22 protein-coding genes and 1 pseudogene are annotated in these 26,069 nt (G+C 53.5%); 14 read left to right on the top strand and 9 right to left on the bottom strand.

Annotation, left to right across the window (positions count from 1 at the left end; translation table 11 throughout):
* Window positions 1-63: 63 nt before the first annotated feature.
* From EVJ23_RS03620 to EVJ23_RS03610, 3 genes are all read right to left on the bottom strand, one after another.
* The gene (locus EVJ23_RS03620) at window positions 64-477 is read right to left on the bottom strand and encodes a universal stress protein (protein WP_131438831.1); all 414 of its coding nucleotides are present in this window, start codon (window positions 475-477) and stop codon (window positions 64-66) included.
* Between the two features lie 130 nt (window positions 478-607).
* Entirely contained in the window at window positions 608-1,021 is a 414-nt protein-coding gene (locus EVJ23_RS03615; protein ID WP_131464178.1) for a universal stress protein, read from the bottom strand.
* A gap of 16 nt (window positions 1,022-1,037) precedes the next feature.
* Complete coding sequence (locus EVJ23_RS03610; protein WP_131464176.1) at window positions 1,038-2,519, bottom strand: SulP family inorganic anion transporter; 1,482 nt, start codon at window positions 2,517-2,519, stop codon at window positions 1,038-1,040.
* A 229-nt stretch (window positions 2,520-2,748) separates the two neighbouring features.
* On the opposite strand from EVJ23_RS03610, the gene EVJ23_RS03605 reads away from it, so the two are divergent.
* From EVJ23_RS03605 to EVJ23_RS03575, 7 genes are all read left to right on the top strand, one after another.
* Window positions 2,749-3,066, top strand: coding sequence for an ArsR/SmtB family transcription factor (locus EVJ23_RS03605; protein ID WP_070328555.1), 318 nt, complete (start codon window positions 2,749-2,751; stop codon window positions 3,064-3,066).
* Window positions 3,067-3,079: 13 nt separating this feature from the next.
* A complete protein-coding gene (gene arsD / locus EVJ23_RS03600) occupies window positions 3,080-3,439 on the top strand; it encodes an arsenite efflux transporter metallochaperone ArsD (protein WP_131456514.1) in 360 nt (119 codons plus the stop codon).
* Window positions 3,440-3,450: 11 nt separating this feature from the next.
* Complete coding sequence (arsA, locus tag EVJ23_RS03595; protein ID WP_131464174.1) at window positions 3,451-5,211, top strand: arsenical pump-driving ATPase; 1,761 nt, start codon at window positions 3,451-3,453, stop codon at window positions 5,209-5,211.
* The gene (locus EVJ23_RS03590; RefSeq protein ID WP_131464172.1) at window positions 5,208-5,486 is read left to right on the top strand and encodes a Fe-S cluster assembly protein HesB; all 279 of its coding nucleotides are present in this window, start codon (window positions 5,208-5,210) and stop codon (window positions 5,484-5,486) included. The genes arsA and EVJ23_RS03590 overlap by 4 nt, the downstream gene beginning before the upstream one ends.
* A gap of 30 nt (window positions 5,487-5,516) precedes the next feature.
* On the top strand, window positions 5,517-6,803 hold the full coding sequence (locus EVJ23_RS03585) for an arsenic transporter (RefSeq protein WP_131464170.1): 1,287 nt from the start codon (window positions 5,517-5,519) through the stop codon (window positions 6,801-6,803).
* A 14-nt stretch (window positions 6,804-6,817) separates the two neighbouring features.
* Window positions 6,818-8,476, top strand: a complete 1,659-nt coding sequence (locus EVJ23_RS03580) for an FAD-dependent oxidoreductase (RefSeq protein WP_131464168.1) — start codon at window positions 6,818-6,820, stop codon at window positions 8,474-8,476.
* Between the two features lie 68 nt (window positions 8,477-8,544).
* Entirely contained in the window at window positions 8,545-9,114 is a 570-nt protein-coding gene (locus EVJ23_RS03575; RefSeq protein ID WP_131464166.1) for a hypothetical protein, read from the top strand.
* Window positions 9,115-9,143: 29 nt separating this feature from the next.
* Here EVJ23_RS03575 and EVJ23_RS03570 read toward each other — a convergent pair whose 3' ends face one another.
* Window positions 9,144-10,274: a GGDEF domain-containing protein gene (locus EVJ23_RS03570; RefSeq protein ID WP_131464164.1), complete on the bottom strand. Its 1,131-nt coding sequence runs from the start codon at window positions 10,272-10,274 to the stop codon at window positions 9,144-9,146.
* A 209-nt stretch (window positions 10,275-10,483) separates the two neighbouring features.
* Here EVJ23_RS03570 and pulA point away from each other — a divergent pair, with 209 nt between their 5' ends.
* Window positions 10,484-13,405 (top strand): type I pullulanase, encoded by a 2,922-nt coding sequence (pulA, locus tag EVJ23_RS03565; protein ID WP_236633698.1) that lies wholly within the window; start codon window positions 10,484-10,486, stop codon window positions 13,403-13,405.
* A gap of 256 nt (window positions 13,406-13,661) precedes the next feature.
* On the top strand, window positions 13,662-16,478 hold the full coding sequence (locus EVJ23_RS03560; RefSeq protein ID WP_161567003.1) for a sensor domain-containing protein: 2,817 nt from the start codon (window positions 13,662-13,664) through the stop codon (window positions 16,476-16,478).
* 188 nt (window positions 16,479-16,666) lie between these two features.
* Here EVJ23_RS03560 and EVJ23_RS15410 read toward each other — a convergent pair.
* Both EVJ23_RS15410 and EVJ23_RS03555 read right to left on the bottom strand, forming a co-directional pair.
* Window positions 16,667-16,819, bottom strand: a pseudogene (locus tag EVJ23_RS15410) (transposase); the annotation flags it as partial.
* Between the two features lie 155 nt (window positions 16,820-16,974).
* The gene (locus EVJ23_RS03555) at window positions 16,975-17,427 is read right to left on the bottom strand and encodes a hypothetical protein (protein WP_131464160.1); all 453 of its coding nucleotides are present in this window, start codon (window positions 17,425-17,427) and stop codon (window positions 16,975-16,977) included.
* Between the two features lie 599 nt (window positions 17,428-18,026).
* On the opposite strand from EVJ23_RS03555, the gene EVJ23_RS03550 reads away from it, so the two are divergent.
* The 5 genes from EVJ23_RS03550 to EVJ23_RS03530 all read left to right on the top strand — a co-directional run bounded on the left by EVJ23_RS03550 (window position 18,027) and on the right by EVJ23_RS03530 (window position 21,860).
* The gene (locus EVJ23_RS03550) at window positions 18,027-19,103 is read left to right on the top strand and encodes a nitric oxide synthase oxygenase (RefSeq protein WP_131464159.1); all 1,077 of its coding nucleotides are present in this window, start codon (window positions 18,027-18,029) and stop codon (window positions 19,101-19,103) included.
* A gap of 19 nt (window positions 19,104-19,122) precedes the next feature.
* On the top strand, window positions 19,123-19,539 hold the full coding sequence (locus EVJ23_RS03545) for an RDD family protein (protein WP_236633697.1): 417 nt from the start codon (window positions 19,123-19,125) through the stop codon (window positions 19,537-19,539).
* 114 nt (window positions 19,540-19,653) lie between these two features.
* Window positions 19,654-20,505: a DegV family protein gene (locus EVJ23_RS03540; RefSeq protein WP_131464155.1), complete on the top strand. Its 852-nt coding sequence runs from the start codon at window positions 19,654-19,656 to the stop codon at window positions 20,503-20,505.
* Between the two features lie 19 nt (window positions 20,506-20,524).
* Entirely contained in the window at window positions 20,525-20,848 is a 324-nt protein-coding gene (locus tag EVJ23_RS03535) for a thioredoxin family protein (protein ID WP_131438813.1), read from the top strand.
* 106 nt (window positions 20,849-20,954) lie between these two features.
* Complete coding sequence (locus EVJ23_RS03530; protein ID WP_084812939.1) at window positions 20,955-21,860, top strand: DUF5996 family protein; 906 nt, start codon at window positions 20,955-20,957, stop codon at window positions 21,858-21,860.
* A gap of 294 nt (window positions 21,861-22,154) precedes the next feature.
* Here EVJ23_RS03530 and EVJ23_RS03525 read toward each other — a convergent pair whose 3' ends face one another.
* The 3 genes from EVJ23_RS03525 to EVJ23_RS03515 form a co-directional block, all read right to left on the bottom strand.
* Complete coding sequence (locus EVJ23_RS03525) at window positions 22,155-22,880, bottom strand: DUF4261 domain-containing protein (RefSeq protein ID WP_236633341.1); 726 nt, start codon at window positions 22,878-22,880, stop codon at window positions 22,155-22,157.
* 85 nt (window positions 22,881-22,965) lie between these two features.
* On the bottom strand, window positions 22,966-25,290 hold the full coding sequence (locus EVJ23_RS03520) for an ABC transporter permease (RefSeq protein WP_131464150.1): 2,325 nt from the start codon (window positions 25,288-25,290) through the stop codon (window positions 22,966-22,968).
* Window positions 25,291-25,302: 12 nt separating this feature from the next.
* A complete protein-coding gene (locus tag EVJ23_RS03515; protein ID WP_070328582.1) occupies window positions 25,303-26,001 on the bottom strand; it encodes an ABC transporter ATP-binding protein in 699 nt (232 codons plus the stop codon).
* Window positions 26,002-26,069: the final 68 nt, after the last annotated feature.

Below are 26,069 nucleotides of genomic sequence, written 5' to 3'. Positions count from 1 at the left end.
ATAGGACGTTGTTCCTGTATAAGACACAAAAAATCCCTTTCTCGAGTCGAGAAAGGGGATGGCTTATTTGACGATGATGACGGGTGCTTGCGCCCGTTTGGCGAGTTTGTGGCTGACGCTGCCGAGGACGAACTCTTGGAACGTATTGAGGCCGCGCGAGCCGACGACGACGTATTCGAACGGATCGCGATTGGCGTATTTGACGAGCTCGACGTCCGGTTCGCCGCGGAGTTCGACGTATTCATAGGCGATGCCTTCCGCTTCGATCGTATCGAACAACGGTTGCATCATGCGTTTTCGTTTCGTCTCGAGATCGATCTTGCCGGTCGAGTTGAGCGCGGCCTCTTTCGATTCTTTCGCACTGACGACGTGAACGATATCAATCGATGCGTCTGATGCTTTGGCGAGTTGAATTGCCTTTGTTAAAGCTCGTCTCGAGTGATCCGAGCCATCTGCCGCTAAAAAGATTTTACCCATTCTTTCAACGCCTCCTCTTGTACGCTTGCTACTACAAGTATATGCGATTTTTTATGAAAGCGCATTCGCAATTGTGTCGATTCGAGATACAGAAAAAGGAAGTGAACGCTGAGGTTCACTTCCTGTCTGATTATCGGACGATGACGACCGGCGCGAGCGCGCGTTTGGCGAGCTTATGGCTGACGCTGCCGAGCACGAACTCTTGGAACGTGTTCAAGCCGCGCGAGCCGACGACGACGTATTCGAACGGTTCATGGTTCGCATACTTGACGAGCTCGACGTCCGGTTCACCACGGAGCTCGATATATTCGTACTCGAGTCCGGCTGCTTCGATCGCTGAGAAGAAACGTTGCATCCGCTGCATCCGTTTCGCCTCCAGGTCGATTTTGCCTGTTGATTGCAGGGCACTTTCTTTTGACTCTTTCGAGCTGACGACGTGAACGACATCGATTTTGGCGTTCGAGACTTTCGCGAGCTCGATCGCTTTCGCGGTCGCGCGCATCGAATGGTCCGATCCGTCAACGGCTAAGAAGATTTTTGTCATGTGAATCCCTCCCGAATTAATGTCCGATGCCGGCATCTTGTTGTTTCAAGTGAAGCGCGAGCGTATTGAGCAGCTTCTCTGAATCTTTGTTCAAGTTCAACAGTTCTGGCTCGATTCCATTCGCACGGTATTTGAAGACGACTTTGTCGATGGCGCCGATGGCCGAATCGTCCCAAAGGTGTGTGTTCGAGAAGTTGATTGTCACATGTTTGATGCCTGCCTCGACATCTTCTTCGACGTCGAATTGGTTGACGAACTCAGACGTTGATGCGAAGAACAATTGACCGTTCACGACGTAGTGGGCGTGGTCGGCTTCGACGTTGCGGTCGAGTTCGACTTTCGAGATTTTCGCGGCGAACAAAATCGCAGCTGTTAAAATCCCGGCGAACACACCGATTGACAAGTCGTGCGTGAGCACAGTGACGAGCACGGTGACGAGCATGACGACCGTATCCGACTTTTGTGCCGTCCGGAGCGCTTTAAGTGAGCCCCAGTCAAACGTCGCATACGACACGAAGAACATGACACCGACGAGGGCGCCGACTGGAATCAACATAAGAACGTCACTGATTGTCATGATCATGATGAACAACGCGAGTCCGGCGACGAACGTCGATAGACGGCCACGTGCTCCAGACGAGACGTTGATGACCGATTGGCCGATCATCGCACAACCTGGCATCGCGCCGAAGAAACCGGCGATGATGTTGGCGATCCCTTGACCTTTTGACTCACGATTCTTGTTCGAATCCGTTCCTGTCATGTCATCGACGATTTGAGCTGTGAGCAACGACTCGATCAAGCCGACGAAGGCGAGTGAGAAGGCATACGGCAAGATGATCATGAGCGTCTCGAGCGTGAACGGAACGTCAGGGAATAAGAATTCCGGCAACGTTGCTGAAATCGTCCCCATGTCGCCGATGTTTTTCGTATCGAGCCCCATAAAGACAGCAAGTAGCGTCATCGCGACGATGGCGACGAGCGGTGCCGGGATTGCGCCCGTGATACGTGGGAACAAGAAGATGATGACGAGTGATGCGGCGACGATCGCCCACATGATCCAGCTCTCGCCTTCAAAGTTTGGTAATTGAGCTTGGAAGATCAAAATAGCGAGGGCGTTAACGAAGCCGACCATGACCGCACGCGGGATGAACTTCATAAGACGCGCTATACCAAAGAACCCGAGCACGATTTGAATGATACCGGCTAAAATACCGGCTGCTAATAAATATTGGAGACCGTAATCTCGAACTAAATCGACAACGAGGAGCACCATGGCCCCGGTTGCAGCTGAAATCATCGCTGGTCGACCGCCCGTGATCGAAATGACCATGGCGATAATGAATGAAGCGTATAGACCGACCATCGGGTTCAGTCCAGCGATGAGTGAGAATGCGATCGCCTCAGGGATGAGGGCGAGCGCGACGACGATCCCCGCAAGGACGTCAGCCCGGACGTTACCGAGCCATTCTTGTTTGACAGTATTCAATTTTTCCAAAAAGAACACACCTCTCTTTATAGTTTTGACTTTGACCTCCGAGTCTCACGAAGATCAAATGCGTCATTATATGAAGGAAGCGGTTAAACCGACACATGTTTTCACAACGTGTTTTATCATAACGAACTTTTTCAGAAAAGACAATTGCTTATCATTAAAAACTATGGTAATTTCATAACGTAAAGGTTATATAACGGTTTTGTTATACACGGAGTAAAGGAGAATGACGATGCATACCGCAGAAGAACTGAGTAAAGTGCTCAAAGTGCTCGCTGACCCGACGCGGTTGACGATGTTAAAGCAGATGCAGGATGGGGAACAGTGTGCCTGCAGCTTCGTTGACTGCTTCGACATCTCGCAGCCGGCGATCAGCCGGCATTTGAAGATGATGCGGCAAGCGGGACTGCTGCTCGAGCGCCGGGACAAGCAATGGATCCATTACCGGTTGAACGAGGCGAGCCCGTTCTATTCGATCGTCGTCGATCTGCTCGGACAAGTCGAGATGATCGATGCGAGCTGTGACTGTGACGCCGAGTGTGCCATTTAAGGAGGAATAAACGATGAAACTTGAAGTATTCGAACCGGCCATGTGCTGTCCGACCGGACTATGTGGCCCATCGATCGACCCGGAACTGACGCGGATCGCGACGATCCATTACGTGTTGAAACAACGCGGTTTCGACGTCGAGCGTTATAACCTCGCCTCGGAGCCGAACCGTTTCGTTGAAAACGCAAACGTGCAAGCCGAGATCACGAAAGGGCTCGACACGCTCCCGCTCACCGTCATCGACGGTGAGATCGTCAAACGCGGCGCCTACATGACGAACGAAGAGATCGCTGAACTGACCGGTCTCCCGGTCGCGGCGTTCGCGAAACAAGACGGCGAGAAACCGAAAGTCCGCATCACGCTTAAAAAATAAGGAGGCGCGTCATGATGAATCGCTTTGATTTTAATACGATAGAGCCGACCCGTTACATGTTTTTGACCGGGAAAGGCGGCGTCGGGAAGACGTCGACCGCCTCGAGCCTCGCCTTGACGCTCGCTGACCGTGGCAAGCGCGTCTTGCTCGTCTCGACCGACCCGGCAAGTAATTTGCAGGACGTGTTCGAGATGGAACTTGACGAGACACCGCGAGCAGTCCCGGGGACGGAGCTATTGATTGCGAACTTCGACCCGGAAGAAGCGGCAAAAGCGTATATGGAACGCATGGTCGGCCCGTATCGCGGCGTGCTCCCGGACGTCGCCATCCAGTCGATGGAAGAGCAACTGTCCGGTGCCTGTACGGTCGAGATCGCGGCGTTCGATCAGTTCACCGAGCTGTTGACGTCAGAGACGGCCCGTGACACGTACGACCATGTCATCTTCGACACGGCACCGACCGGGCATACGCTCCGGTTGCTCACGCTCCCGAGCGCGTGGGACGAATTTTTAGAGACGAACACGACCGGCGTCTCATGCCTCGGTCCGCTCGCTGGTCTATCAGACAAGCAACACCAATATAAACGGGCGGTCGAGACACTCTCGAACGGGGACGAGACGACACTGTTGCTCGTCGCCCGTCCTGAGACGTCGACGCTCGTCGAGGCGAGTCGTGCCGCGACGGAGCTCCACGCCATCGGGATCGAGCGGATGCAACTCGTCATCAACGGTGTTGTCGACCCGGCGGAAGGTACGGACCGTTATACGAGACGGTTCATCGAGCGCCAACAAGACGCGCTCGACAACTTGCCACAAGGCGTCGACACGCTCGAGACGTTCACGCTCCCATACGCCTACGAGAACTTGGTCGGCGTCCCGGCACTGCGCCGCTGGGTGAACGGGGAGACGGTCGACGTACCGGATATGACATATGATGCGAGCCGTTACGGTTCGATCGATACGCTCGTCGATGAAATCGAAGCAGACGGTCCGAGCGTCATCATGACGATGGGCAAAGGTGGGGTCGGCAAGACGACACTCGCCTCACTCCTCGCCGTCGCTTTGAGCGAACGCGGCCACGCCGTCCATTTGACGACGACCGACCCGGCGGCACACGTCGCTTTCACAATCGGTGAGGACGTGCCCGCCACGTTCACCGTCGACGCGATCGACCCGAAAGTCGAGATCGAGAACTATCGGGCCGACGTGTTCCATGAAGCGGGGGACATGACCGACGAACAGCACGCGATGCTTGAAGAAGATTTACGTTCGCCGTGTACGGAAGAAATTGCGGTGTTCCGTGCCTTCGCCGGTCAAGTCGCCAAAGCGAAAGACCGGTTCGTCGTCATCGACACGGCACCGACCGGACATACACTGCTCTTGCTCGACGCGACCGAGAGCTATCACCGTGAGCTCGAACGCTCGACCGGTGTCGTCCCGGAAGCGGTCCGCGAACTGTTGCCGAAGCTCCGTGACCCGAAACAGACGCACGTCGTCATCACGACGCTCCCTGAAGCGACACCAGTGTATGAAGCCGAGCGGCTCGTCACCGACTTGGAACGGGCCGGCATCCGTCCGTTCGCCTGGGTCGTCAACCAATCATTCACACCGCTCGACGTCGAAAGCAAACTGCTCACGGCGAAAGTCGCGAGTGAGGCGATTTGGCTCGAACGGGTGAACACGTATCCGCGTCCGACGTTACTGTCGTGGCAAGAACACTTGCCGGTCGGCTATCCGGCGTTATCTCAACTATTGAAGGAGGAAATCAAATGAACATCACGAATGAAGCGATCGATTTTATGAAAACAGCACTCGAGGATGAAGAAGTGAAATCAGTCCGGATCTGTACGGAAGCAGGATGCTGCGGCCCGACGCTCGGTCTTCACATCGCCGCTCCGGAAACGACGGACGACGTGAAAGATTATGACGGCCTCACGTTCGCTGTCTCGAAAGACGCAGAAGCGATGGCGGAGAACGTCACACTCGACGTCGAATCGACAGAAGACAGTGCGAGCCTCGTGCTCCGTGGTCTTCAAGAAACGTGCTAACAAAAATAGAGATTATTGGAGGAACTCATTGTGCAGTGGATTGCTAGTATCATCTTTTTAGTGACGCTCTTCCTCATCATCAAGCAACCGAAAGGCCTCGGCATCGGTTACTCGGCGATGGGGATGGCGGCCATTGCCCTCATCACTGGGGTCGTCAATTTTGATGACGTCGGTACCGTATGGGGCATCATTTGGAACGCGACGTTTACGTTTATCGCCATCATTCTCATCTCGCTCATTTTGGACGAGATCGGATTCTTTGAATGGGCCGCTTTACATATGGCTCGGATCGCCGGGGGGGGCGGTGTCAAACTGTTCGTCTACATCACGCTTCTCGGTGCGCTCGTCGCCGCATTATTCGCGAACGACGGGGCGGCGCTCATCTTGACGCCGATCGTGCTCGCGATGGTACGGGCGCTTAAACTACCGGACGCCGTCGTCTTGGCGTACGTCATCGCCTCGGGTTTCATCGCCGATACGGCAAGTTTGCCGTTCGTCGTCTCGAACCTCGTCAACATCGTCTCGGCCGACTTCTTCGGGATCGGTTTTGCCGAGTATGCGGCGCGGATGGTGTTCGTCAACGTGTTCGCCGTCGCCGGCAGTTTGCTCGTCTTGTACTTGTACTTTAAAAAAGACATCCCGAAGCAGTACGACTTGTCAAAACTCGTCGAGCCGAGCACGGTCATTAAAGACCATAAGATGTTCCGCTTGTCGTGGGTCGTCCTCGCTCTGCTCGTCATCGGCTACTTCACGAGCGACATCATCGGCATCCCGGTCTCGCTCGTCGCCGGTGTCATCGCCTTGTTCTTCCTGATCATGGCGAACCGTTCGCCTGCTGTGAAGACGGAGCAAGTCGTCAAAGGCGCGCCGTGGGCGATCGTCTTCTTCTCGCTCGGGATGTACATCGTCGTCTACGGCCTACAAAACGCGGGGCTGACGCAAGTGCTCGCCAACTTTATCGACTGGTTCTCAGGTAGCGTGTTAACGGCCACGTTCGGGATGGGCTTCTTGGCCGCGATCTTATCGTCGGTCATGAACAACATGCCGACCGTCATGATCGACGCGCTCGCCATCGATTTGACGAATACATCGGGTCAGATTCGCGAAGCGCTCATCTATGCGAACGTCATCGGTTCCGACCTGGGACCGAAGATCACACCGATCGGGTCGCTCGCGACGCTCTTGTGGCTTCACGTGCTCCGGACGAAAGGACTTAAGATCGGTTGGGGACAATACTTTAAAGTTGGAATCATCTTGACGATCCCAACGCTTGCCATCACGTTGCTCGGCCTGTATATCAGCTTACTACTATATTGAGGAGTGGATTTTTTATGAAGTTAGTCATCATCGGTTCAGTCGCTGCCGGTACATCGGTCGCGGCGAAAGCACGTCGTAACAACGAAGACGCACAAATTACGATTTACGACCGTGATTACGATATCTCCTACTCGGGTTGCGGGATCCCATATTACGTCGGAGGCGAAGTCGAGTCACGCGATGACTTGACGCCACGCGACGCCGCTTTCTTCAAAAAGCGTTACAACATCGATGTCATGACGCGTCATAACGTGACGGCGATCGATGCGGACGCGAAGACGGTCACGGTCGAAAACCTGGAGACGGGTGAGACGTTCACGGACAGCTATGACGTCCTCGTCCTCGCGACCGGTGCCTCGAGCATCGTCCCGCCGATTCCGGGCGTGAAGTCAGATAACGTCTTCCCGATCCGCAACATCCAGAACGCGGAAGCGACACGCAACTTCGTCGACGCGACGAACCCGAAACATGCGACGGTCATCGGGGCCGGCTTCATCGGTCTTGAGATGGCCGAGCAGCTCAAACTTCGTGGCATCGACGTCACGATCATCGAGCGCATCCCGCAAGTGATGCCGCCGCTCGACAAAGACATGGCGTGCCGCGTCGAGGACCACCTCGAGAAGAACGGCATCGAGCTGTTGCTCGGTGAGACCGTGACAGAGCTCGTCGGCGACGGTCACGTCGAACGCGTTGTCACCGCGAGCGGGAAGACGGTCGAGACCGACCTCGTCATCCTATCGGTCGGTGTCCGTCCGAACACGGAACTCGCCAAGTCGATCGGTGTCACGATCGGTGAGACGGGTGCGATCGCCATCAACGAACGGATGGAGACGAACGTGGACAGCGTCTATGCTGCCGGCGACGTCGCGGAAAGCTTCTCGCTCGTCACAGGCAAACCGATTTGGCGCCCACTCGGCTCGACGGCGAACAAGATGGGACGTTCACTTGGTGATCTGCTCACGGGCGGGGAACTCGAACACCGCGGCATCCTCGGGACGGGCATCTTCAAAGTGTTCGGCCTCGCGGTCGCGCAGACGGGCCTCTCGGAGCGTGAAGCGCGTGACCTCGGCTACGACGTCGAAGTGCTCCACAACACGAAACCGGACAAGCCGGCCTATATGGGCGGGAAAGACATGACGATCAAAGCGATCGGCGACCGGGCGACACGTCAACTGCTCGGCGTCCAAATCGTCGGCTTCGAAGGCGTTGACAAGCGTATCGACGTGTTCGTCACGGCGATCACGTTCAAAGCGAAAGTCGACGATTTGTTCCATCTCGACCTCGCGTACGCACCGCCGTTTTCGACGACGAAAGACCCGGTCATGTACACGGGGATGGCACTGGCGAACAGCATGAACAAGTCGGCCCGTCTCATCACGCCGGCTGAGCTACAGCAGCGAATCGACGCGGACGAGGACATCCAGGTCATCGATACACGGAAAGCGGCGCAGTTTGAGAAGGCGTGCGTCGACTGTGCGGTCAACATCCCGCTCGGCAAGCTTCGCGAGGCGTCAAAAGACCTCGAGAAAGACAAGCCGACGGTCGTCTACTGCAACGGCGGCGTCACCGGGAACGCAGCGCAAAACGTGCTCCGTAACCTCGGTTTCACCGACGTCTACAACTTATCGGGCGGCAACAAGAACTATCAACTATTCAAAAAACACGGGAATTAACAAACAGGGCGTCCGAATCATTTTTTCGGACGCCCTGTTTTGATATGCTTATCAGTGAGGTGAATATCATGAACTACCGGATGTTGCATGAGAAGTTTGAGCGCCGGAAGCAGTGGCTCATTTTTGAAAAAGAAGAAGTCGTCCGGCGTGTGATGGTCCGCTACAAGGCACGCATCATTCCGAAAACGGATATTATGGACCTCGTGAATGATGATCAGCTGTCGTATGAGCATATCTTCTGCTGTTTGACGATTGATGACCCGCGTATGATCGATAAAATTTTTACGGCGAAGGAAAAAAAGGACCACAAATGGGAACGTGAGGATAACGCACGGCGTGGGATGGTATACAAACATAAGGACGAGGAACATCGTCGTTATAATCAACTGATCATTGATGAAATGGAAGGTCGCCGGCTCGATATCGTGCTCGAGAGTAAGGACGGGAAGTTCGTGACCGGTTTTTTGACGCGCGATATGTGTGAACAAGTAGGGTCTTATATTTATGCTCATACAGGCGGCGCGAAGTTCACAGGACTCATCCCGAGAGCGATGTGGCCGCCAGATGTGACGGACGAGGAGTTAAAACTGAGTTATCGCCGGTATTTGGAATCGTTAGACGAATTCAACAAATTGTGAACTAACCCCCGATGCGCTGACATCGGGGGTTAGTTCGCTTGTTGCTGATTCCATTTACTGACCCGGTTGCGACCGCTACGTTTGGCGACATACAGACCGAGGTCGGATTTTTTGGTGAGTTGTTCGGACGTGACGATCTTTGGTTCGGACGTACTCGCGACACCGATTGAGACGGTGATGTCGAGCTGTTTGCCGTCCGGGAGCAAAAATGGACTTTCCGCGATTTGACGCAAGTAGCGGTTGGCGATGACGAACCCTTGCGACAAGTTGCAGTCCGACAACAGCACCGAGAACTCTTCGCCGCCATGGCGACACACCATGTCATCGGTACGGGCCGTCTCTGTGAGCCGTTTGCCAAGCTCGATCAAGATGGCATCGCCGGCATCATGGCCATACGTATCGTTCACCGATTTAAAATGATCGATATCGAGTAAGAGCAGCGTGATGTCGTAAGGACTCGAGAACACTTCCTCGTCGACGCGCTTCATCTCTTCCTCGAAGCGACGACGGTTGCCAAGACCCGTCAAGGCGTCGGTGTAGGCTGCTTCTCGATATTTTGTGATCTGCCGTTCCGTGCGCTGCATCTTGCGGATGCCCCCATAGACGATATGAAGGACGAACCCGGTTGAATATCCAATCGTGACGAAAGCAATCAACGTATAGACGTACATTTTTGGAGCGGTATAGGTACTAAAGTTTAAGAGCGAGAACAAGGCGATAAATCCGAGGCTGATGGCGTTGACGATGCGGATGTCCCGCGTCGGTTTGATTCGCTCCCGGAGTTTCATATAGACGACTGCGGTTGTGGCCGCGACCGTATAGTCGAGAAAAACGATTAACAGCAACGTATCCGATATGATGAACGGGAGCAGCAGTATGCTCGAGACGTACGTGATCCGGACGCCTTGGAGGCCAAAGTAAAGGCCGGCAATGATGATGGGGACAAACCCGTACTGAAAGTCGGCTTGGGCGTTCCAGAGCACACCATGCAACGTAATGACGATCGTCAGGCCGGCGAGGAGTAGTGAAATCGTGATTTGCCGTCTTAACGGGAGCTTGCTCGTGAACCCGAGCTTCGTGAGGCGCGAGATCATATAAAGGCCGATCAGCAGTAAGCTGGCGTTGGCAATCAAGTTATTGATTAAATTGGTCATCGACATTTTAAAAATTCCTCCCCTATTTTCTATATTCGACAGATGAGGATAAAAAAGCAATCATTTTGTGATGGGAAAATGAGTTCGAACCAACAAGTGGCTTGATATGGGAAACGTTAGTTGTTTATTTAGAAAAGAATTGAAATTAAGGAAGCAAACGTTTACAATTTTTGTGTAAGCGTTTTCCTAAATTCATGCTACAAGGAGGGACCCACATGGTCAACAAACAATGGAAACCAGTATGGGCAGTTGTGCTAACGTTTGCACTGATTCTGTCGATGTTTCCGATGTCAGCGTCTGCCCTTGATAAAGGCAAGTCGACACTAGTCGTCGTCCACTATCAAGAGGCGCCAGACAATCAAATGGATTGGAACTTATGGCTTTGGGCGAATGGCCCAGATTACTTCCCGAACAAAGGCTTCGCCTTTAACGGCGAGGACGATTACGGCAAGGTGGCGGCCTACGAATTCCCGGTCGACTCACCTGAACAGATCGGTCTCATCGTCCGAACGGACAATTGGGACAAGGATAAAGGGTCGGAAAACGACCGCCTGATCACGAAAGACATGATCAAGGACGGTGTCGCCGAAGTGTGGATCAAGTCGGGCGACTCGAAAATCTACACGTCGAACCCGGACGGGGAGACGGCGAAGACGGAAGTCGACATGAAAGTCCACTACTTCCGCTATGACAATACATACACCGACTGGGGTGTTTGGACGTGGCCGGACGGTGGCGACGGTCAAAGCATCAACTTTGATGAGACGGACGCCTACGGCGGTGTCGCGAACGTGAAGTTTGCGAATCCGGATGCGAAACAACTCATCGGTCTGATCACGAAAAAAGGCGAATGGTCCGACAAGGACGGCGAAGACCGCTTCGCGCTCAGCACGGCGAAAGAGATTTGGCTCGTCGAAGGTGATTCGACGATTTACTATTCAGAGCCAGAAATCGACCGCTCACCAAAAATCGTCTCGTTCGAGGCAAACACGTTCCGTCAGGCGGAACTAACGCTCAACCGCGCGATCGATGAGCAGTTCCTTAGTGAATTGAAGGTCGATGGCGCGGCAGTCGAGTCGGTCGAGAAGACTGGCGACAAATCGGTCACGGTAAACTTCAGCGCTGACCTCGACTTGGCGCAAGTCATCACGGCGTCGCACCCGACGTTCGGTGACAAAGTGCTGCAAGCAGGCGACGTACTTCGATCACCAGAATTCGATGCGAAGTATGCGTATAACGGCAAGCTCGGCGTCACATACAAGCAGTCGAAGACGAACTTCGTGCTTTGGGCACCGACGGCTCAAGACGTTTCACTCGAACTGTGGAACATGCCGAAAGAGCGTCCAGCGAACGACAAGGATATCAAGAAAACGATTGCGATGAAGCGTGGCGAACGCGGCACGTGGACTGCTGAAGTCCGCGGTGACCTCGACGGCATCGGCTACACGTACAACGTCAAGCATGCGTCAGGCAGCGTCCGTGCGGTCGATCCGTATGCGACGGCGGTCGGCGTCAACGGGGACCAAGGGGTCATCGTCGACTTGAACGAGACGAAACCGAAACGTTGGAACTCGATGAAACCGAAGCTTCAAAACGCGACGGACGCAATCATCTACGAGACACACGTCCGTGACTTCTCAATCTTTGACGTCACATCGAACACGTACGATTCAGGAATTCGCTATAAAGGTAAATACCTCGGTGTCGTTCAACCGGGTACTCGCTTGATTGAAAACGGGAAGAAGACGGCGACGAAGACAGGCCTTGACCACGTCAAAGACCTCGGCGTGACGCACGTCCAGTTCATCCCGGTGTATGACTACAACACGGCCTCGGTCGACGAGACGAAACCGAACGCGACATACAACTGGGGCTATGACCCGAAAAACTATAACGCGCCGGAAGGCTCATACTCGACGAACCCTTATGACGCAAAAGTTCGAATCATGCAGATGAAAGAAATGATTCAAGGTCTCCACGACCACAACTTGCGTGCTGTCATGGACGTCGTCTACAATCACATGTTCGATGCGCAAGCCTCGAACCTTCATAAGATCGTACCAGGCTACTACTACCGTTACACGGCAGGCGGAGACTTCGCGAACGGGACGGGCGTCGGCAACGACACCGCGTCGGAGCGCAAGATGATGCAAAAACTCATCGTCGATTCAGTCGTCTACTGGGCGCAAGAATATCATTGGGACGGGTTCCGCTTCGACCTCATGGGCATCCACGACGTCGAGACGATGAACCAAGTCCGCCAAGCGCTCGACAAAGTCGATAAATCGATCCTCGTCTTCGGCGAGGGTTGGGACCTCAGCACACCGCTCGACCCGGCACTGAAAGCGAACCAAAAGAACGCCTACAAGATGCCCCGCGTCGCGCACTTTAACGACAACATCCGTGACGGCTTGAAAGGCAGCGTCTTTATCGACACGGACAACGGCTTCATCAACGGCAAAGACGGTCTTGAGAACCGCATCAAGACGGGAATCGTCGGTGAGATCGACTACAATGCCGAGATCAAAGGCTTCACGAAAGAGCCGACGCAAGCGATCACGTACGTCGAAGCGCACGACAACCACACGCTTTGGGACAAGCTCGAACTCACGAATAAAGAGACGGCGGAAGCGGACCGGACGAAGATGCATCGTCTCGCGTCAAGCATCCTCTTGACGAGCCAAGGGACGACATTCCTCCACGCCGGCCAAGAGTTCATGCGGACGAAAGAAGGCGACCACAACTCGTACAAATCACCGGACCGCATCAACCAAATGGATTGGAAACGCGCCGCTGACCGTAAGGCGGACGTCCAGTACATGAAAGGCTTGATCGAGATGCGTAAACAAAACCCAGGGCTTCGCATGACGAAAGCGACTGACGTTAAGAAGAACGTCAAGTTCTATCGTTCTGCGCCAAACGTCATCACGTATTTGATCGATGACAAAGCGCCTGGCCAGAAGAAAGACTTGTTCATCACACATAACGCCAACGCAGAAACAGTCAAAGTGAAACTTCCGACAGGACAGTGGAACGTGATTGTCGACGGCAGTCAGGCAGGAACGAAGACGATCAAACGCGTCTCGGGCTATGTCGACGTGCCATCGTATGCGACGGTCGTCGTAAAACAACCATAATGCGCGAGACCACGGAGCATATATCCGTGGTCTTTTTTGCGTCATCATCGTGTGGAGGAGTAGGTTGACAGCACATTAAGACATGACATTTTTTTGAATATATGTATGTAATACGGTTCATTTCCCTTATTTGCAAAATGCAGAAGCTCTTTAAACTAGTCAATCTTGTATAATCAAGTTAACACGTATCGAAACGTGACATTTGTCACACGAAAGGGTGATACACATGGGCTTCTTCCGTAATTGGAAGCATGTATTGGAATCAAACGTTGAGCAGGCTGAGCATGAGGGGAGAATCAATATCGATCCGTTATTGCTCGATCAATATCCTGACGCGGTGTACGTCCTTGATCGAGATTTGAACTTCGTCGACTCGAACGAAAAGTTGTCGCTTCTCTTTAGCGGGGAAGAGGAGCGTTTCGTCGATCCTGACTCCTGGCTTCCAAAACTAGAAAGCGAACGTGTTCACGCCTTTCATCAGCGGGCGCTCCATGGGGAGACGGTCCATTATGAACTGAAAGCGTTGAATGCGGACAAGCGACGCATTCATCTGTCGGTCACGAATACGCCGCTCTATACCGGCCGGGTCATCACCGGCCTGTACGGCGTCGTCAAAGACTTGACGACCCAGATGGAACTGCGCGAACGATACAATCGGATGAAAGTGGGACGGACGCTGTTCGAGCGCATCCCGGGTCTCATCCTGATCGAACTTGACCTCGAGTCCGGCGAGTTTTACCATTCACCGCAGACGGGTGAACTGCTCGGGTTATCTAAGCGGCAACTTGGAGATATGAAACGCGAACATTTCCGTAACATGATCCATGAGGATTACCGTCCAGAATTTGCGGCAGCCATCGAGACACTCATCCACGATGCTGACGTGCAAGAGTATGAGACCCAAATCAAGGCGTTCAATCCGAAGCAACAAAAATATTTGGATTTGATCGTCAAAGTCGGAATGTCAAAAGATCGAAAATCGGTGACGTGGGCAATGTTTGACGTCACCAATTTGGTCAAAGTCGAAGAAGCGCTCACGATGGAGCAGTCCAAAGTGAAGCAGTTGTGCGAAATCGTCGACTCGGTCATTTTTGAACGTTATTTCGAGACGAAACAGTTTAAGTTTTTGACGCCGGGCTTCTCGCACATCTTTGGCTATACGGAAGACCAGTTCAACACACACCCTGACTATTGGCAGCGTGTCGTCGTTCCTGACGACGTGCCGAAAGTGAACCAAGCCCGAGAAGTGACGCTCAGCGGTAAACCGACAACGTTCTCGTATCGTATCTATGCGAAAGGCAATGTCAAATGGATCGAAGAGAACCGGGAACCGATTTTCTCTGAAGGCGGAATCGTCATCGGGTTTCGGACGCTCGTCAAAGACATCACCCAATTGAAAGAACAGCAACAAGAGATTTGGCGCCTCGCCTCGCTCGACCCGATCACGAACATGCCAAACCGTGAGTCGATCACAGGATCGGTCTATCAACTCACGCGCAAACGCGACCCGTTCACATTGTTCTCGCTTTCGTTCAACCGGATTGCCGAAATCAACAATACGTTCGGCTACGAGCTCGGTGACGAGTGGCGTGTCGCGACGGTGAACCAATTGATTCGTCTGTTGCCAAAAGACGCCTTGCTCGGTCATCTCGATGCGGATAACGTCTTGATTGTGTTGCCGCGCCGGATGGAAGACCCAGAAGTGCTCGCGCTCGGGAAAGAGTTAGGAACGTTGTCGAAATATCGATTCCATATTGACGTGTACGACTTGTTCGCGCGTATCTCGATCGGCGTGAGCCGCTATCCTGAAGACGGGGCACAGGCGAGCGAATTGATCAAGCACGCATGTGTCGCCATGAACCGGGCCGATAAAAAGTTCGGGACGCAACTCGAACTGTATTCGTCGCAAATGGACATCGAGTCACTCAAACGCTACGAGCTGTTGCGCGATATGCGAGGTGCGCTGCAAAACAACGAGTTCTATTTGATGTATCAACCGAAAGTGAACGCCTGGACCGGTCAAATCGTCGGAGCCGAGGCGCTCATGCGTTGGACGCACCCGACGTGGGGCTCGATCTCACCGGCCGAGTTTATTCCGCTCGCCGAGGAGAGCAGCCTCCATCTCGACTTGACGAACTGGTTGATCGAAGAGGTGTGCCGCTATATCACGTCGCTCAAACATCGAGTCCCAATCTCAATCAACGTCTCGGCCAAATACTTGTATCAAGAACGGTTTGAACGCGTGTTCGAAGAGATGTTAGACCGCTTCCACGTCCCGGCGTCGTATCTCGAAGTCGAGATCTCGGAGACGTCACTGTTAGACGACGCCCAGCAGATCACACAAGCGTTCGAACGGTTGAACAGCCTCGGTATCCCGATCGCGTTTGACGACTTCGGTAAAGGGTATTCGTCGCTTGCTTACTTACAGGCGTACAGTGCCCAGACGATCAAGATCGACCGCATCTTCGCCCATAACGTCAACCAAAGCCGAAAAGCCCAAGGCATCATCCGGAGTCTGCTCCTCATCGCCGAAGAGTTCGGGATGAACGTCGTCGTCGAGGGTGTCGAGATGATGGATGACCTGCTTCGACTCCGTGAGTTCGGGTGTCACGTCATTCAAGGTTTCATTTTCAGCCGACCGTTGCGAGAATCCGATTTTGAACAAGCACTCGAGACGGGAACGCTCATCCCGATCGAAGAGTACGTCGAGACGATCCAACCGTCGAACCGGTTGATCCACGCCGGTATCACGATCACGCGGCTGCGCAATCAAGCGGTCGCGGTTGGGACATCGCCAATCGTCATAATGAAGCGCGGCTTTAAAGCGATCGCCTTCTATGGCTCGATCCGGTTACCGGTCGATAGTGACATCAATCTCGTCATCTTGCTTGATGACGGGCAGCCGTCGCTACCGATCCAAGTGACGCGATTGACCGAGCTCGCGAACGGATTGTACCAGTATGAAGCGACGTACGAACAGACCGTCGAACTCGAGAAACGGCTGACCGCGCTCGAGAGTGATAAACCGCGCGGCTTCACGATTCAACAAGCGAAAGATTTAGTCGAAGGATGAGACAAAGCGAGCGGGATTTGCCGGCTCGCTCAGCTTGTTGACCAACATCAATAGAATCGCTCGTCCTTCCGGCGCCCACGCTTTCCGCAGGCAATCCCGGAGCCGCATCGCGACTTATGTCGCTGCTGGGTCTCCGTTGGATTGCTCTCCTGCAGGAGTCGGGGCGCCGCCGGACGAGCAACGCAAACGGTCGCACGGCTCTGATTGATCCAGCGGCCCAGGGCTGACGGTGACAGGTCATACTCTCGGATGAAATCAATCCTTGGCTTTCCGTTGAAATAAAGCTAGACGACTTGTGCTTTGAATTTATCTGTATAGGTGCGGTGCGCTCTTTTTGGCATGTCTGATGTTCTCCTCGTATGGATGAGTTGTTTCAGGCTAATCGACCTCTACTTTTATATCCAACTGATTGTAGCCTATCCAACATACGTAATAAAAGAAAATAGGAGGTCAAGAGATGCAGTCAAAAATGCATCTCTTGACCTCCTATTGAAAATTAGTATCCTTCGTTCAAGGTTGTGAATTCATCTTCTTTTAAAGGCGAGTCTCCTTTGGAATTATGACCGTAATAGGTTACAACGTATTCTTTTTCTTTATTTTTTTTGACGAAGAATTCATAGTCGACTCTTTTCTCGTCTTTGAATTTCAAACGATATAAGTATCCAAATTGATTAATTCCGTACTCAACATCATAGGCATTTTTTTCTATCGAAAAGTTGTTTTCTAATGTTTCGTTTAAAATAACTTCTCGCTGATGTATCTCGTTGAAAAGAAATAGTAGGCCTCCTAAAGTCAATAAAGCAAAAAATATTTGGAACTTTGGCAAAGGTTTTTTAGATGTCATATAAGGCAACCTTCCTTTTTTAGGTAAATAGAGTTTTTTCGTTGCTATTGATTTTTGGTTTAGTTTTAAACCCCTTAAGTACGAAAGCAGAAGGTGATGATCCATATCCAGCCGATAATCATGAAAACCTTGTTTCTGAAGAATTTATTGATGAAGCCTGCTGTCGATTCGCCAAATATATTTGATATCGGAGTAAAAAATCCAGGCGGTCTTACATACGCTGTTCCTAACTCAGGCGACACAGTTAGATACCCGAATAGTACCATTGTTGTGAAGTCGGGTGATGTATTAGTTTCGAATAATAGAAGTTCTTCCTTTCGATACAGCACCTGGAAAAACTCGTACTTTGTCTCAACACCGTTCAAATCAAAGTGGTGGAGAAGTTCGTATTTATCGTCATGCAAATACTACAGTAGCTGTAAAAGCTGGCACTTAGGCTGTAAACAATATCAGTAAGGTTTCGTATTATTATTTTTCGACAGGTCTTAATTCTGTTTCAAGTAACTATTGTTCGAAATTTGTATGGCAGGCATATAACAAAACCGGTTCTAATGCTGGGGTCATTGGTAACCTTCAAATAGTTGGTTTAGTGTGGCCTGAGCGAGCCGGATTTGCCGGCTCGCTTTTTGTGCGCTCTAAAACTAGAAACGGGACGCAGTTTTCTCTAAGATGGAAGGGACAGATTAGAAGAGGAGACAGAAACGATGGATCGACTACAGGCAGCCCGCCACTTTTTCTCACAACTTGAAGGGGAGCATACCGAACGGTTACGGGAGATCGAAGCCGAAATCGAGCGGACCGGGACGTACACGCTCACGACGGATGAATTGGCGTCCGGGGCAAAACTCGCATGGCGCAACTCGAACCGCTGCATCGGCCGCTTGTTTTGGCAGACGCTCACCCTCCACGACGCGCGTGACGCGGAAACGTTTGATGATGTGTTTGAAGCAATCGTCGCCCATCTTCGCTACGCGACGAATGGCGGAAAGATTCGCTCGACGATGACCGTCCTCCCGAACCATTTTCGGATTTTGAACACACAACTCATCCGTTACGCGGCGTACGAGACGACAGACGGCATCGTCGGTGACCCGCTATCGCTGTCGATGACGAGACAAGCGATGCGTCTCGGGTGGGTCGGGGCTGGGACGGCTTTCGATCTGTTACCGCTCTTGCTTACAGACGGGAACGAGATCCGCATGTATGAACTGCCAGCCGATGCCGTGCTCGAGGTCGATATTCGCCATGACGACGTCGATTTGTTCGGGGGACGTGACGTCAAGTGGCACGCCGTCCCGGCCATCGCTGACATGGAGCTTGAAATCGGTGGACACCGCTTCACATCGGTCCCGTTCAACGGGTGGTACATGGAGACAGAGATTGGGGCGCGCAACCTCGCCGACGTCGAGCGATACAACCTGCTCCCGCTTGTCGGGGCATCACTCGGTCTCGATACGACAAAAGAGCGGACGCTCTGGCGTGACCGCGCCCTCGTCGAGCTGAACGTCGCCGTCTTGCAATCGTTCGAGCACGCCGGCGTGACGATTGTCGACCATCATACAGCGGCGAAACAATTTAAACGGTTCGAGAAAAATGAGACGGACGCCGGTCGTGACGTGACCGGACAGTGGAGTTGGCTCATCCCGCCGCTGTCACCGGCCTCGACCCACGTCTTTCATCGGCACTATGATGACAAGATTGTGACGCCGAACTTGTTCGCACGGTCAGGTTGTCCGTTTTCAGCGTTTCAAGCCAAGCCAAAAGAGGAATCTAAAGGCTAGGAAACGAAACGAAAGGATGATGAACGTGGCAGTCCCAATCTGGAAACGCGCTGTAGCTAGTCGAATCGATAAAATCCTATTAGAAGCACCCGCGAAACTCGTCGAGAAGACGATCCGTAAAAAAATCTGGCCGGATAAAGAAATGAAGCATTATTACTTACCGACAATCGTCTCCATCGCAGGAGAAGCCTACTTCTTGCTCAACCGGGACGGACAGACGATCGGCGACAAAATCGTCGGGATTAAAGTCGTGAGCCAAGACGGCCGGCCGCTAACGCTCGAACAAGTCATGAAACGGACGCTCTACAAGGACGTCGTCTATCCGGCGACGCTCGGTCTACCACTTCTTCGTGCACTTCAACAGATGAAGTCGAATAAAGACCTCGAACTGCCGCACGATGAGTTCGCCCACACGAAACTGATTTCGACAAAATGAACGGGAGCAGGACGATTCCGCAATCGTTCTGCTTTTTTCTTCGGGGAAGTGGCGGGGAAAATGGGTTATAATGAAAGAGGAAAAAATTGAACGACTACTGGAGGACTATTTGTTATGACAAAAATTGCATGGATCACCGATAGTATGGCCAACTTCTCGAAAGAGGAGGCCGCCCAGCTCGGCGTCGAGATCGTCCCGATCCAATTGATCGTCGACGGGAGCGGCTACAGTGAAGTCGACCTCTCGATTGAGGAGTTGCACCGCTACATGATCGACCAAAAGAAAGAAGCGAAGACGTCGCAACCGATTTTTGGTGACTTCATCTCGCGTTACGAGCGCTTAAAAGAAGAAGGGTACGATTGCGCCATCGCCGTCCACTGTTCAAACGGATTGAGCAGCACCGTCAAAAACTCGAGTGCAGCGGCTGAGGCGGCTGGATTTAAAGTTTACACGGTCGACTCGCACGCAGCGCTCGAGGCGCAGCAAGAGCTCGTCCGTCTCGGTCTCGCTGCCGAGGCAGAAGGCAAGTCGGTCGAGGAAATCGTCGCTCTTCTCGAAGCGTGGCGTGACAAGAAAAACTTCTTCATGATCATCGGGAACATGGAGACGATGCGCCGAGGCGGACGTGTGTCATCAGGTGAGATGTTCCTCGCGAACATCTTGAACATCAAACCGATCATCACGCTCGACGAATCTGGGAAAGTCATCCCGTTCAAGAAAGTGCGTTCGATCAAAAAAGCGTACGCTGAGATGGTCACAGAACTCGAACGTCTTCATGCGGCGAACGGAATCCATAACAACCGTGTCTTCGTCCAGACGGCGCTCGCTCCAGAGATGCAAGACAACCTCGTCGCCCTCATCCAAGCGAAATTGCCGGAGGTTGACGTCGTGAAGACACGTTTCTGTCCGTCGATTGCGGTCCATGCCGGCTTTGAGACGGTCGGTGTGCTTTGGCTCGACGCTTAAGTTGAAAGGGGGAGACAGCATGGAGGCTGTGAACACACTTTCGATGTTGAATGAACGGGTCGCTGAGGCCGAGCAGTTGCTCGTCTATGTCTCGCACCCGGGATGCAGCGTCTGTCACTCGCTCAAGCCGCAAGTCGAGGAGATGCTCGTTGATTTTCCCGACATCGAGGCGGTCGCGGTCGATTCGGACGAAGTGCCGGATATCGCCGGCGCCTATTCGATTTTCACCGTACCGGTCGTCTTGTTCTTCATCGACGGCAAAGAGATGCTCCGCCGGGCCCGGTTCGTGCCGATCGGTGAGTTGACCCACCAGCTCGAACGGCTCCAAGAGATGAGAAAGTAAATCCACAGACATGTGTCTGTGGATTTTTTTGATTGTCGTGATGATTTAACGGGAATTAATGAAGTGGTTCTGTCACTTTTGCAACGAAGGAACGGAGGAATCTGTGATGGAGATGATACGCCACTCGGAATGGGCTGAGACAAAGCTCACGCTCCATTTGCTGTCGCAAATCTTGGGGAAAATCAAGTTGGCTTTGGCTCCGCAAGAGCCACAATGGACACACGTCACGTTGCCCGTTGCGCTGAGCGGCTTTTCGACTGGCCCGCTCGTGCAAGGGGAGACGTGGCTACAACTCGACGTCGATGTCTTTCAATCTCATATCAGAGTCCAAGTCGGTGCCGACACGTCGGTATTCCCGCTCGAAGCAGGCAAGTCGATCAGTACGTACTATGAAGAAATCATGGGTGCCCTGCGCGCAAACGGCGTCTCGGTCGCCCTCAATCCGAGAACGCAAGAGATGCGGGAGTTACGTTATCTGGACCGGGACGAGACACCGCTCGCCTATGACGCTATGGCGGCGCAACGAGGCATCCGTCTGTTTCAATACGCCGCGCGGGAGCAAACGGCATTTCTCGCACCGCTCCGCTGTCGGAAAGTGAAGCCAGGCCTGTTTTGGGGAACGTTTGACGTGTCGTCGCTCATCGTCTATGGACGGCCTGAGCCGTTCCCGGAAGATAAAGTCATCGAGAAGGCGGCGTTTGACGAGCACATGGTCGAGTTCGGGTTTTGGCTCGGTGATGAAGCGGTCGATATTCCGACGTTCTTCATCTTGCCTTACCCGTTCCAGTACACGGAGATCGGGACGGAGCGGCTCAAACCGCAAGACGCCTATTATGATGCCGGCAAGAGTGAGTTCTTTTTATCTCTTGAGAACGTAGGGGAAACGAGAGACGTGCAGGCATTCTTCCGGACGTCGTTCGATATTTTGAGCGAACAGCTCGAATGGGAAGGGTGCGACCATTACTTTATGCCGCTCGACATGCCGAAACAACAAGAGCTCACAGACGAATGATCTGTGAGCTCTTGTTTACTTTAGGGGCTGGTAGCGAGTAGATGTCCCATTTCCTACACGGATGATTTTCCGTTCGGCTATTAGCTGTTCGATTAGTTTTCGTACAATACCTTTTTGTTGCTCGTCCGATGGCGCCCCGACTCCTGCAGGAAAGCAATCCGACGGAGACCCAGCAGCGACGCGAGTCGCGATGCGGCTCCGGGATTGCCTGCGGAAAGCGTGGGCGCCGGAAGGACGAGCGATATCAAAAAATCGATCAATTTGGATGTGGGTCCAAATTAATCGATTGACATGTTATTCTGCAATTTGTGGTACGAGGTAGATCAAGCCGAACGGGTTATGGAGCAAGTTGTCGATTGACGTGCGCTCGTCTTCGCCCATCTCGACCGTGAACGTCTTGCCGTCCTCGAACGTGAAGCTGTCGCCGTCACCGAACATTGATCCGCCTGCGATCAAATGGAAGTTAAACGAATGGATGACGTGGATCGCGTCTTCGATCTCGAGCGTTTCTGGTACGGCGACGTCGGCATGGCCGAACGCTTTCATGCCCCACGACACGTACGCCGTCTCTTCTTCCGTGATGGCGGTGAGGAGCGAGTAGTCGAGGGCGAGGTCTTCTTCTTTCGACGCTTGCCATTCGTCTTTCGAATAAGCGACGCCTGCCGTCTCGACCATGACACCGAGTCCGCCGGCGTTCAACAGGGCGTTCGCCCCGCGACGGGCCGCGGCGATGTCTGTCACATCATTGACGTCGCCGATCAAATAGACGATATGTGTGTGACGCGTAAGTCCTTTGGCGATTTTCGGTGTGAAGCCGCTCGTGCTGGCGTGAATCATCGCCTCGGCGAGCGCTGGGTCGCGTTCGACGACTTCGACGGTGAACGCTTTTCCGGTCTCGTCTTCTAACAGCAACAGGCCGGCCATTGTGTAGCCTTCGCTATGTATACTAATCTTTTCGCTCACTGCCTCGGCCGATGGCCAGTTTCCTGGGATAGCGAGCAACACTTGTGTACGGTTCATTAGAATCATCCTCTTCTGCAAATAGTTAGGCCCCTCAAGCGAGAGGCCTAGTCTCTTCTCTTATTATGCCCTATTTCGAGCAAAATTATTCTTGATACGTCTTCAACACTTCTTGGAGCGGGATTTGATCGATCTTGCGCCGGCTGACGAACGTGCTGACGAAGAACAAGAGCGTGACGGCCCCGACCGTATAGAGCACGTAGATCCATTCAAACTCGAGCGGCAAGACGAGCCCGTAGTCCTCGGCGAAGACGACGATGATGATCCGGAGGACGACGAGGGCGATCGGGATGCTGAGGAGTGCTGAGATGAGCGCGTAGACGAAATAGCTGTCGAGGATCATCGAGCGAACCTCACGTCGATTATACCCCATCACTTTGAGGAGCGAGATGACGTAATAGTTTTTCTCGACCGTGAGCGCGGTCAAGACGAACAAGATGCTGAAGGCGATCAAGGCGGAGCCGCCGATCATGACGTTCATCATCAAATTCATATACTCGTTGATCGACTCGGACTGTTCGATCAAGCCGTCGCGCGACAGAATCGTCGGATACACCGACTCGTCCGGCCGTTCACTGGCGTAGACGCCGTTGAACAAATCGCTCGAGGCGCCGTCTGTCAGCTCGTTGCTGAGCATTTCAATCGGTAAATAGACGACGTCACCCGTGAAGTCATCGGCGATGCCGAGGATCGGGTACGATAACGTCTCCCCGTCGAGCTCGAGGTCGATCGTGTCGCCGACGTCAAAGCTTTGTTTTAAGGCGAGCGGTTCGGTGACGATGACGCCATCGGTTGCAGGGGTCAATTCGTTCCCGTCCCGGTCTTGCAACCGGTAGAGCGTGTTGTCGTCGCTCAAGCCTTTAAGGGTGACGAGTTGATCCTCGACGAACGCGAACGGATAGGCGAGGAACGGTTCCTGACCGTCGGCGAGCATTGGCGGCGATTCCGTGTTCGCGTACGCCTCATACGCATAGTCGACGTCGTTCAATCCGCCGACCGTCATCCGGTCGACGGCCCCGTTCATCATGAGCGCGAACACGATCAACAATGTCGAGAACAAGATACCGAGGAAGAAGATGATGAAGCTGCCCGTGCTTTTGACGGCGTATAAATATTTGAACTTCGTTTTCCCGCTGGCCCGGCTTAGCATTCGGCTGACGAGCCGGCTGAGCCGGTTGAGCGATATGTTGTCGCGCGGTGACAGCAGTGCGAGCGCGCTCTCACCCATAAGCTTGTAGATGACGGCACCGGCGACGATGCCGAAGAAGACGAGCGGGGCGAAGACGGCGGTCATGAAGACGAGTGGGTTTTGAGCGATCGTGATCGATGGCAACAGATAGAAGTCGAGGTACAGGTTTTTGAGCGGGTCGGCGAAGTAGAGGCCGAGGAAGTACCCGATGACGAGCATGAGCGTCGCGAACACCAAGATCAGAACCAAGTAGGGGATTGAAATCTGGCGCCGGTTGTAGCCGATCGCTTTCAACAGCCCGATCTGACCGCGTTCGGCCTCGAGCATGTTCGAGATGAGAATGGCGACGATGATGACGGCGATCGAGACGATGAATAGGCTAAGTCCGAGCGCCATCGCTTTCCCGGACGAGATCTCACTATAGATGGCCCCGCTGCGCATAATATTCTCCGTCTCCATGACCGAGACGACGAACGGGAGCTCGACGGTGTCGATCGCGCCGTCCGTGACGCCTGAGAGCCGGAACGATTCCGTCCCGACGACCGCTTCATACGCCTCGTCCGTCATGAGCAGGAGCGTCTGCGTCCCGGCGTCGAGATTGAAGAAGTTCTCATCGAACAGCGGGAGCGTATAGTCCGGGAACAAGACGAAACCGCTCACCGTGAACGGCGTGCCGAGGTCGATCGTGTCACCGACCTCGATCCCGTTCTTCTCGGCGTATTTGGCGTTGAGCGCGACCTCGTCGTCGGTCGTCGGACGCGATCCTGCTTCGAGGTAAGACTGATTGATCGTCATTGTTTCTTTTAAGACGAGCCCCCGATGTTCACTGCCCGCGAATGGATAAGTGATCAGTTTGGATTCGCGAAGTTCGAGTGTCGCCTCGGGCATGACGGACTCGACCGCGTCGATCCGGGCGCCGATCAAGTCGTCGAAGCGTTCCGGGTCGACCTGTTTCAAGTCGGCGAGCGTATACGTGCCCGAGGCGACGAGGGAGGCGATTTCGGGATCGTTCGCTTCGTCTGCGGTGACGCGGTTGAGCATCTCGACGGCGAAGTCCTCTTGGTTAGACGACGCCAAGTAGTCCTCGGTCGGGACCTCGATCCCGCTGATGCCGTAGAACATCATCGTATAGGTGAGCGAGCTCATGACGATGATGACGGCGATGGCGACGAGCTGCATCCATTTGCCGACGAGCGTCTTCAAAACGTTTTTATACAGCATGGTCGAAACCTCCTAACCCCAAGCGATATCGCGCGCGGCTTGTCGGACCGGGTTGTGCGTCAGTTCGACGATGCGTCCCGAGTTCATCTTGATGACGTCGTCGGCCATGGCGCTGATGCCGGTGTTGTGGGTGATGACGACGACGGTCTTGCCGTACGTCGTGTTCAATCGTTCGAGCAGCTCGAGCACTTTCTTCGAGTTGTCCTCGTCGAGCGAGCCGGTCGGTTCATCGCAAAAGATGATCGACGGGTTTTTGGCGAGACTCCGGGCGACCGAGACGCGCTGCTGCTCACCGCCGGACAGTTGGTACGGGTACTTGTCGCGCGCAGGCGACAGCCCGACCTGCTCTAACAGCTCGTCGATACCGAGCGGTTGCGTCGACAGGTCGGCCCCGATCTGGATATTTTCGTAGACGGTCAAGTTTTGGAGCAAATTGTATTGTTGGAAGATGAAGCCGAGATGGTCGCGCCGAAACGCCGTCATCTGTTCCGGGGACAGGTCGGTCAAGACGGTGTCATCGAACGTGATGTTCCCGGACGTGACCGTATCAAGCCCGCTGATGACGTTCAAGAGTGTACTCTTGCCGCTGCCGCTCGGTCCGAGGATGACGACGAACGCCCCGTCGTTGATCGTCAAGTCGACGTCTTTCAAGGCGGCCGTCTCGATGTCACCGGTCTTGTAAATCTTATTGACGTTCTCGATTCGAATCATAAAAAAACGCCTCCTTTGTCCATGTTATCTTTTACCCGTTTCGGGCGGGTTGTGGACCTTAGAGGTTT

It is taken from the genome of Exiguobacterium sp. SH1S1, from assembly GCF_004337245.1.
GTDB classification, from domain to species: Bacteria; Bacillota; Bacilli; order Exiguobacteriales; family Exiguobacteriaceae; genus Exiguobacterium; species Exiguobacterium aurantiacum_A.
The sequence above is the reverse complement of the archived record's forward strand: the minus strand, read 5'-3'. Positions and strand labels throughout refer to the sequence as shown.

Excerpts from the sequence above, each read along its gene's own strand:
- EVJ23_RS03620 (WP_131438831.1), bottom strand. The coding sequence starts at position 477 with ATGGGTAAAATCTTTTTAGCGGCAGATGGCTCGGATCACTCGAGACGA.
- EVJ23_RS03615 (WP_131464178.1), bottom strand. The coding sequence starts at position 1,021 with ATGACAAAAATCTTCTTAGCCGTTGACGGATCGGACCATTCGATGCGC.
- EVJ23_RS03545 (WP_236633697.1), top strand. The coding sequence starts at position 19,123 with ATGAACGTGGCAGTCCCAATCTGGAAACGCGCTGTAGCTAGTCGAATC.
- EVJ23_RS03525 (WP_236633341.1), bottom strand. The coding sequence starts at position 22,880 with ATGAACCGTACACAAGTGTTGCTCGCTATCCCAGGAAACTGGCCATCG.
- EVJ23_RS03515 (WP_070328582.1), bottom strand. The coding sequence starts at position 26,001 with ATGATTCGAATCGAGAACGTCAATAAGATTTACAAGACCGGTGACATC.
- EVJ23_RS03540 (WP_131464155.1), top strand. The coding sequence starts at position 19,654 with ATGACAAAAATTGCATGGATCACCGATAGTATGGCCAACTTCTCGAAA.
- EVJ23_RS03575 (WP_131464166.1), top strand. The coding sequence starts at position 8,545 with ATGAACTACCGGATGTTGCATGAGAAGTTTGAGCGCCGGAAGCAGTGG.
- EVJ23_RS03530 (WP_084812939.1), top strand. The coding sequence starts at position 20,955 with ATGGAGATGATACGCCACTCGGAATGGGCTGAGACAAAGCTCACGCTC.
- EVJ23_RS03580 (WP_131464168.1), top strand. The coding sequence starts at position 6,818 with ATGAAGTTAGTCATCATCGGTTCAGTCGCTGCCGGTACATCGGTCGCG.
- EVJ23_RS03590 (WP_131464172.1), top strand. The coding sequence starts at position 5,208 with ATGAACATCACGAATGAAGCGATCGATTTTATGAAAACAGCACTCGAG.
- EVJ23_RS03605 (WP_070328555.1), top strand. The coding sequence starts at position 2,749 with ATGCATACCGCAGAAGAACTGAGTAAAGTGCTCAAAGTGCTCGCTGAC.
- EVJ23_RS03570 (WP_131464164.1), bottom strand. The coding sequence starts at position 10,274 with ATGTCGATGACCAATTTAATCAATAACTTGATTGCCAACGCCAGCTTA.
- EVJ23_RS03535 (WP_131438813.1), top strand. The coding sequence starts at position 20,525 with ATGGAGGCTGTGAACACACTTTCGATGTTGAATGAACGGGTCGCTGAG.
- arsA (WP_131464174.1), top strand. The coding sequence starts at position 3,451 with ATGATGAATCGCTTTGATTTTAATACGATAGAGCCGACCCGTTACATG.
- EVJ23_RS03550 (WP_131464159.1), top strand. The coding sequence starts at position 18,027 with ATGGATCGACTACAGGCAGCCCGCCACTTTTTCTCACAACTTGAAGGG.
- arsD (WP_131456514.1), top strand. The coding sequence starts at position 3,080 with ATGAAACTTGAAGTATTCGAACCGGCCATGTGCTGTCCGACCGGACTA.
- EVJ23_RS03555 (WP_131464160.1), bottom strand. The coding sequence starts at position 17,427 with ATGGATCATCACCTTCTGCTTTCGTACTTAAGGGGTTTAAAACTAAAC.
- pulA (WP_236633698.1), top strand. The coding sequence starts at position 10,484 with ATGGTCAACAAACAATGGAAACCAGTATGGGCAGTTGTGCTAACGTTT.
- EVJ23_RS03520 (WP_131464150.1), bottom strand. The coding sequence starts at position 25,290 with ATGCTGTATAAAAACGTTTTGAAGACGCTCGTCGGCAAATGGATGCAG.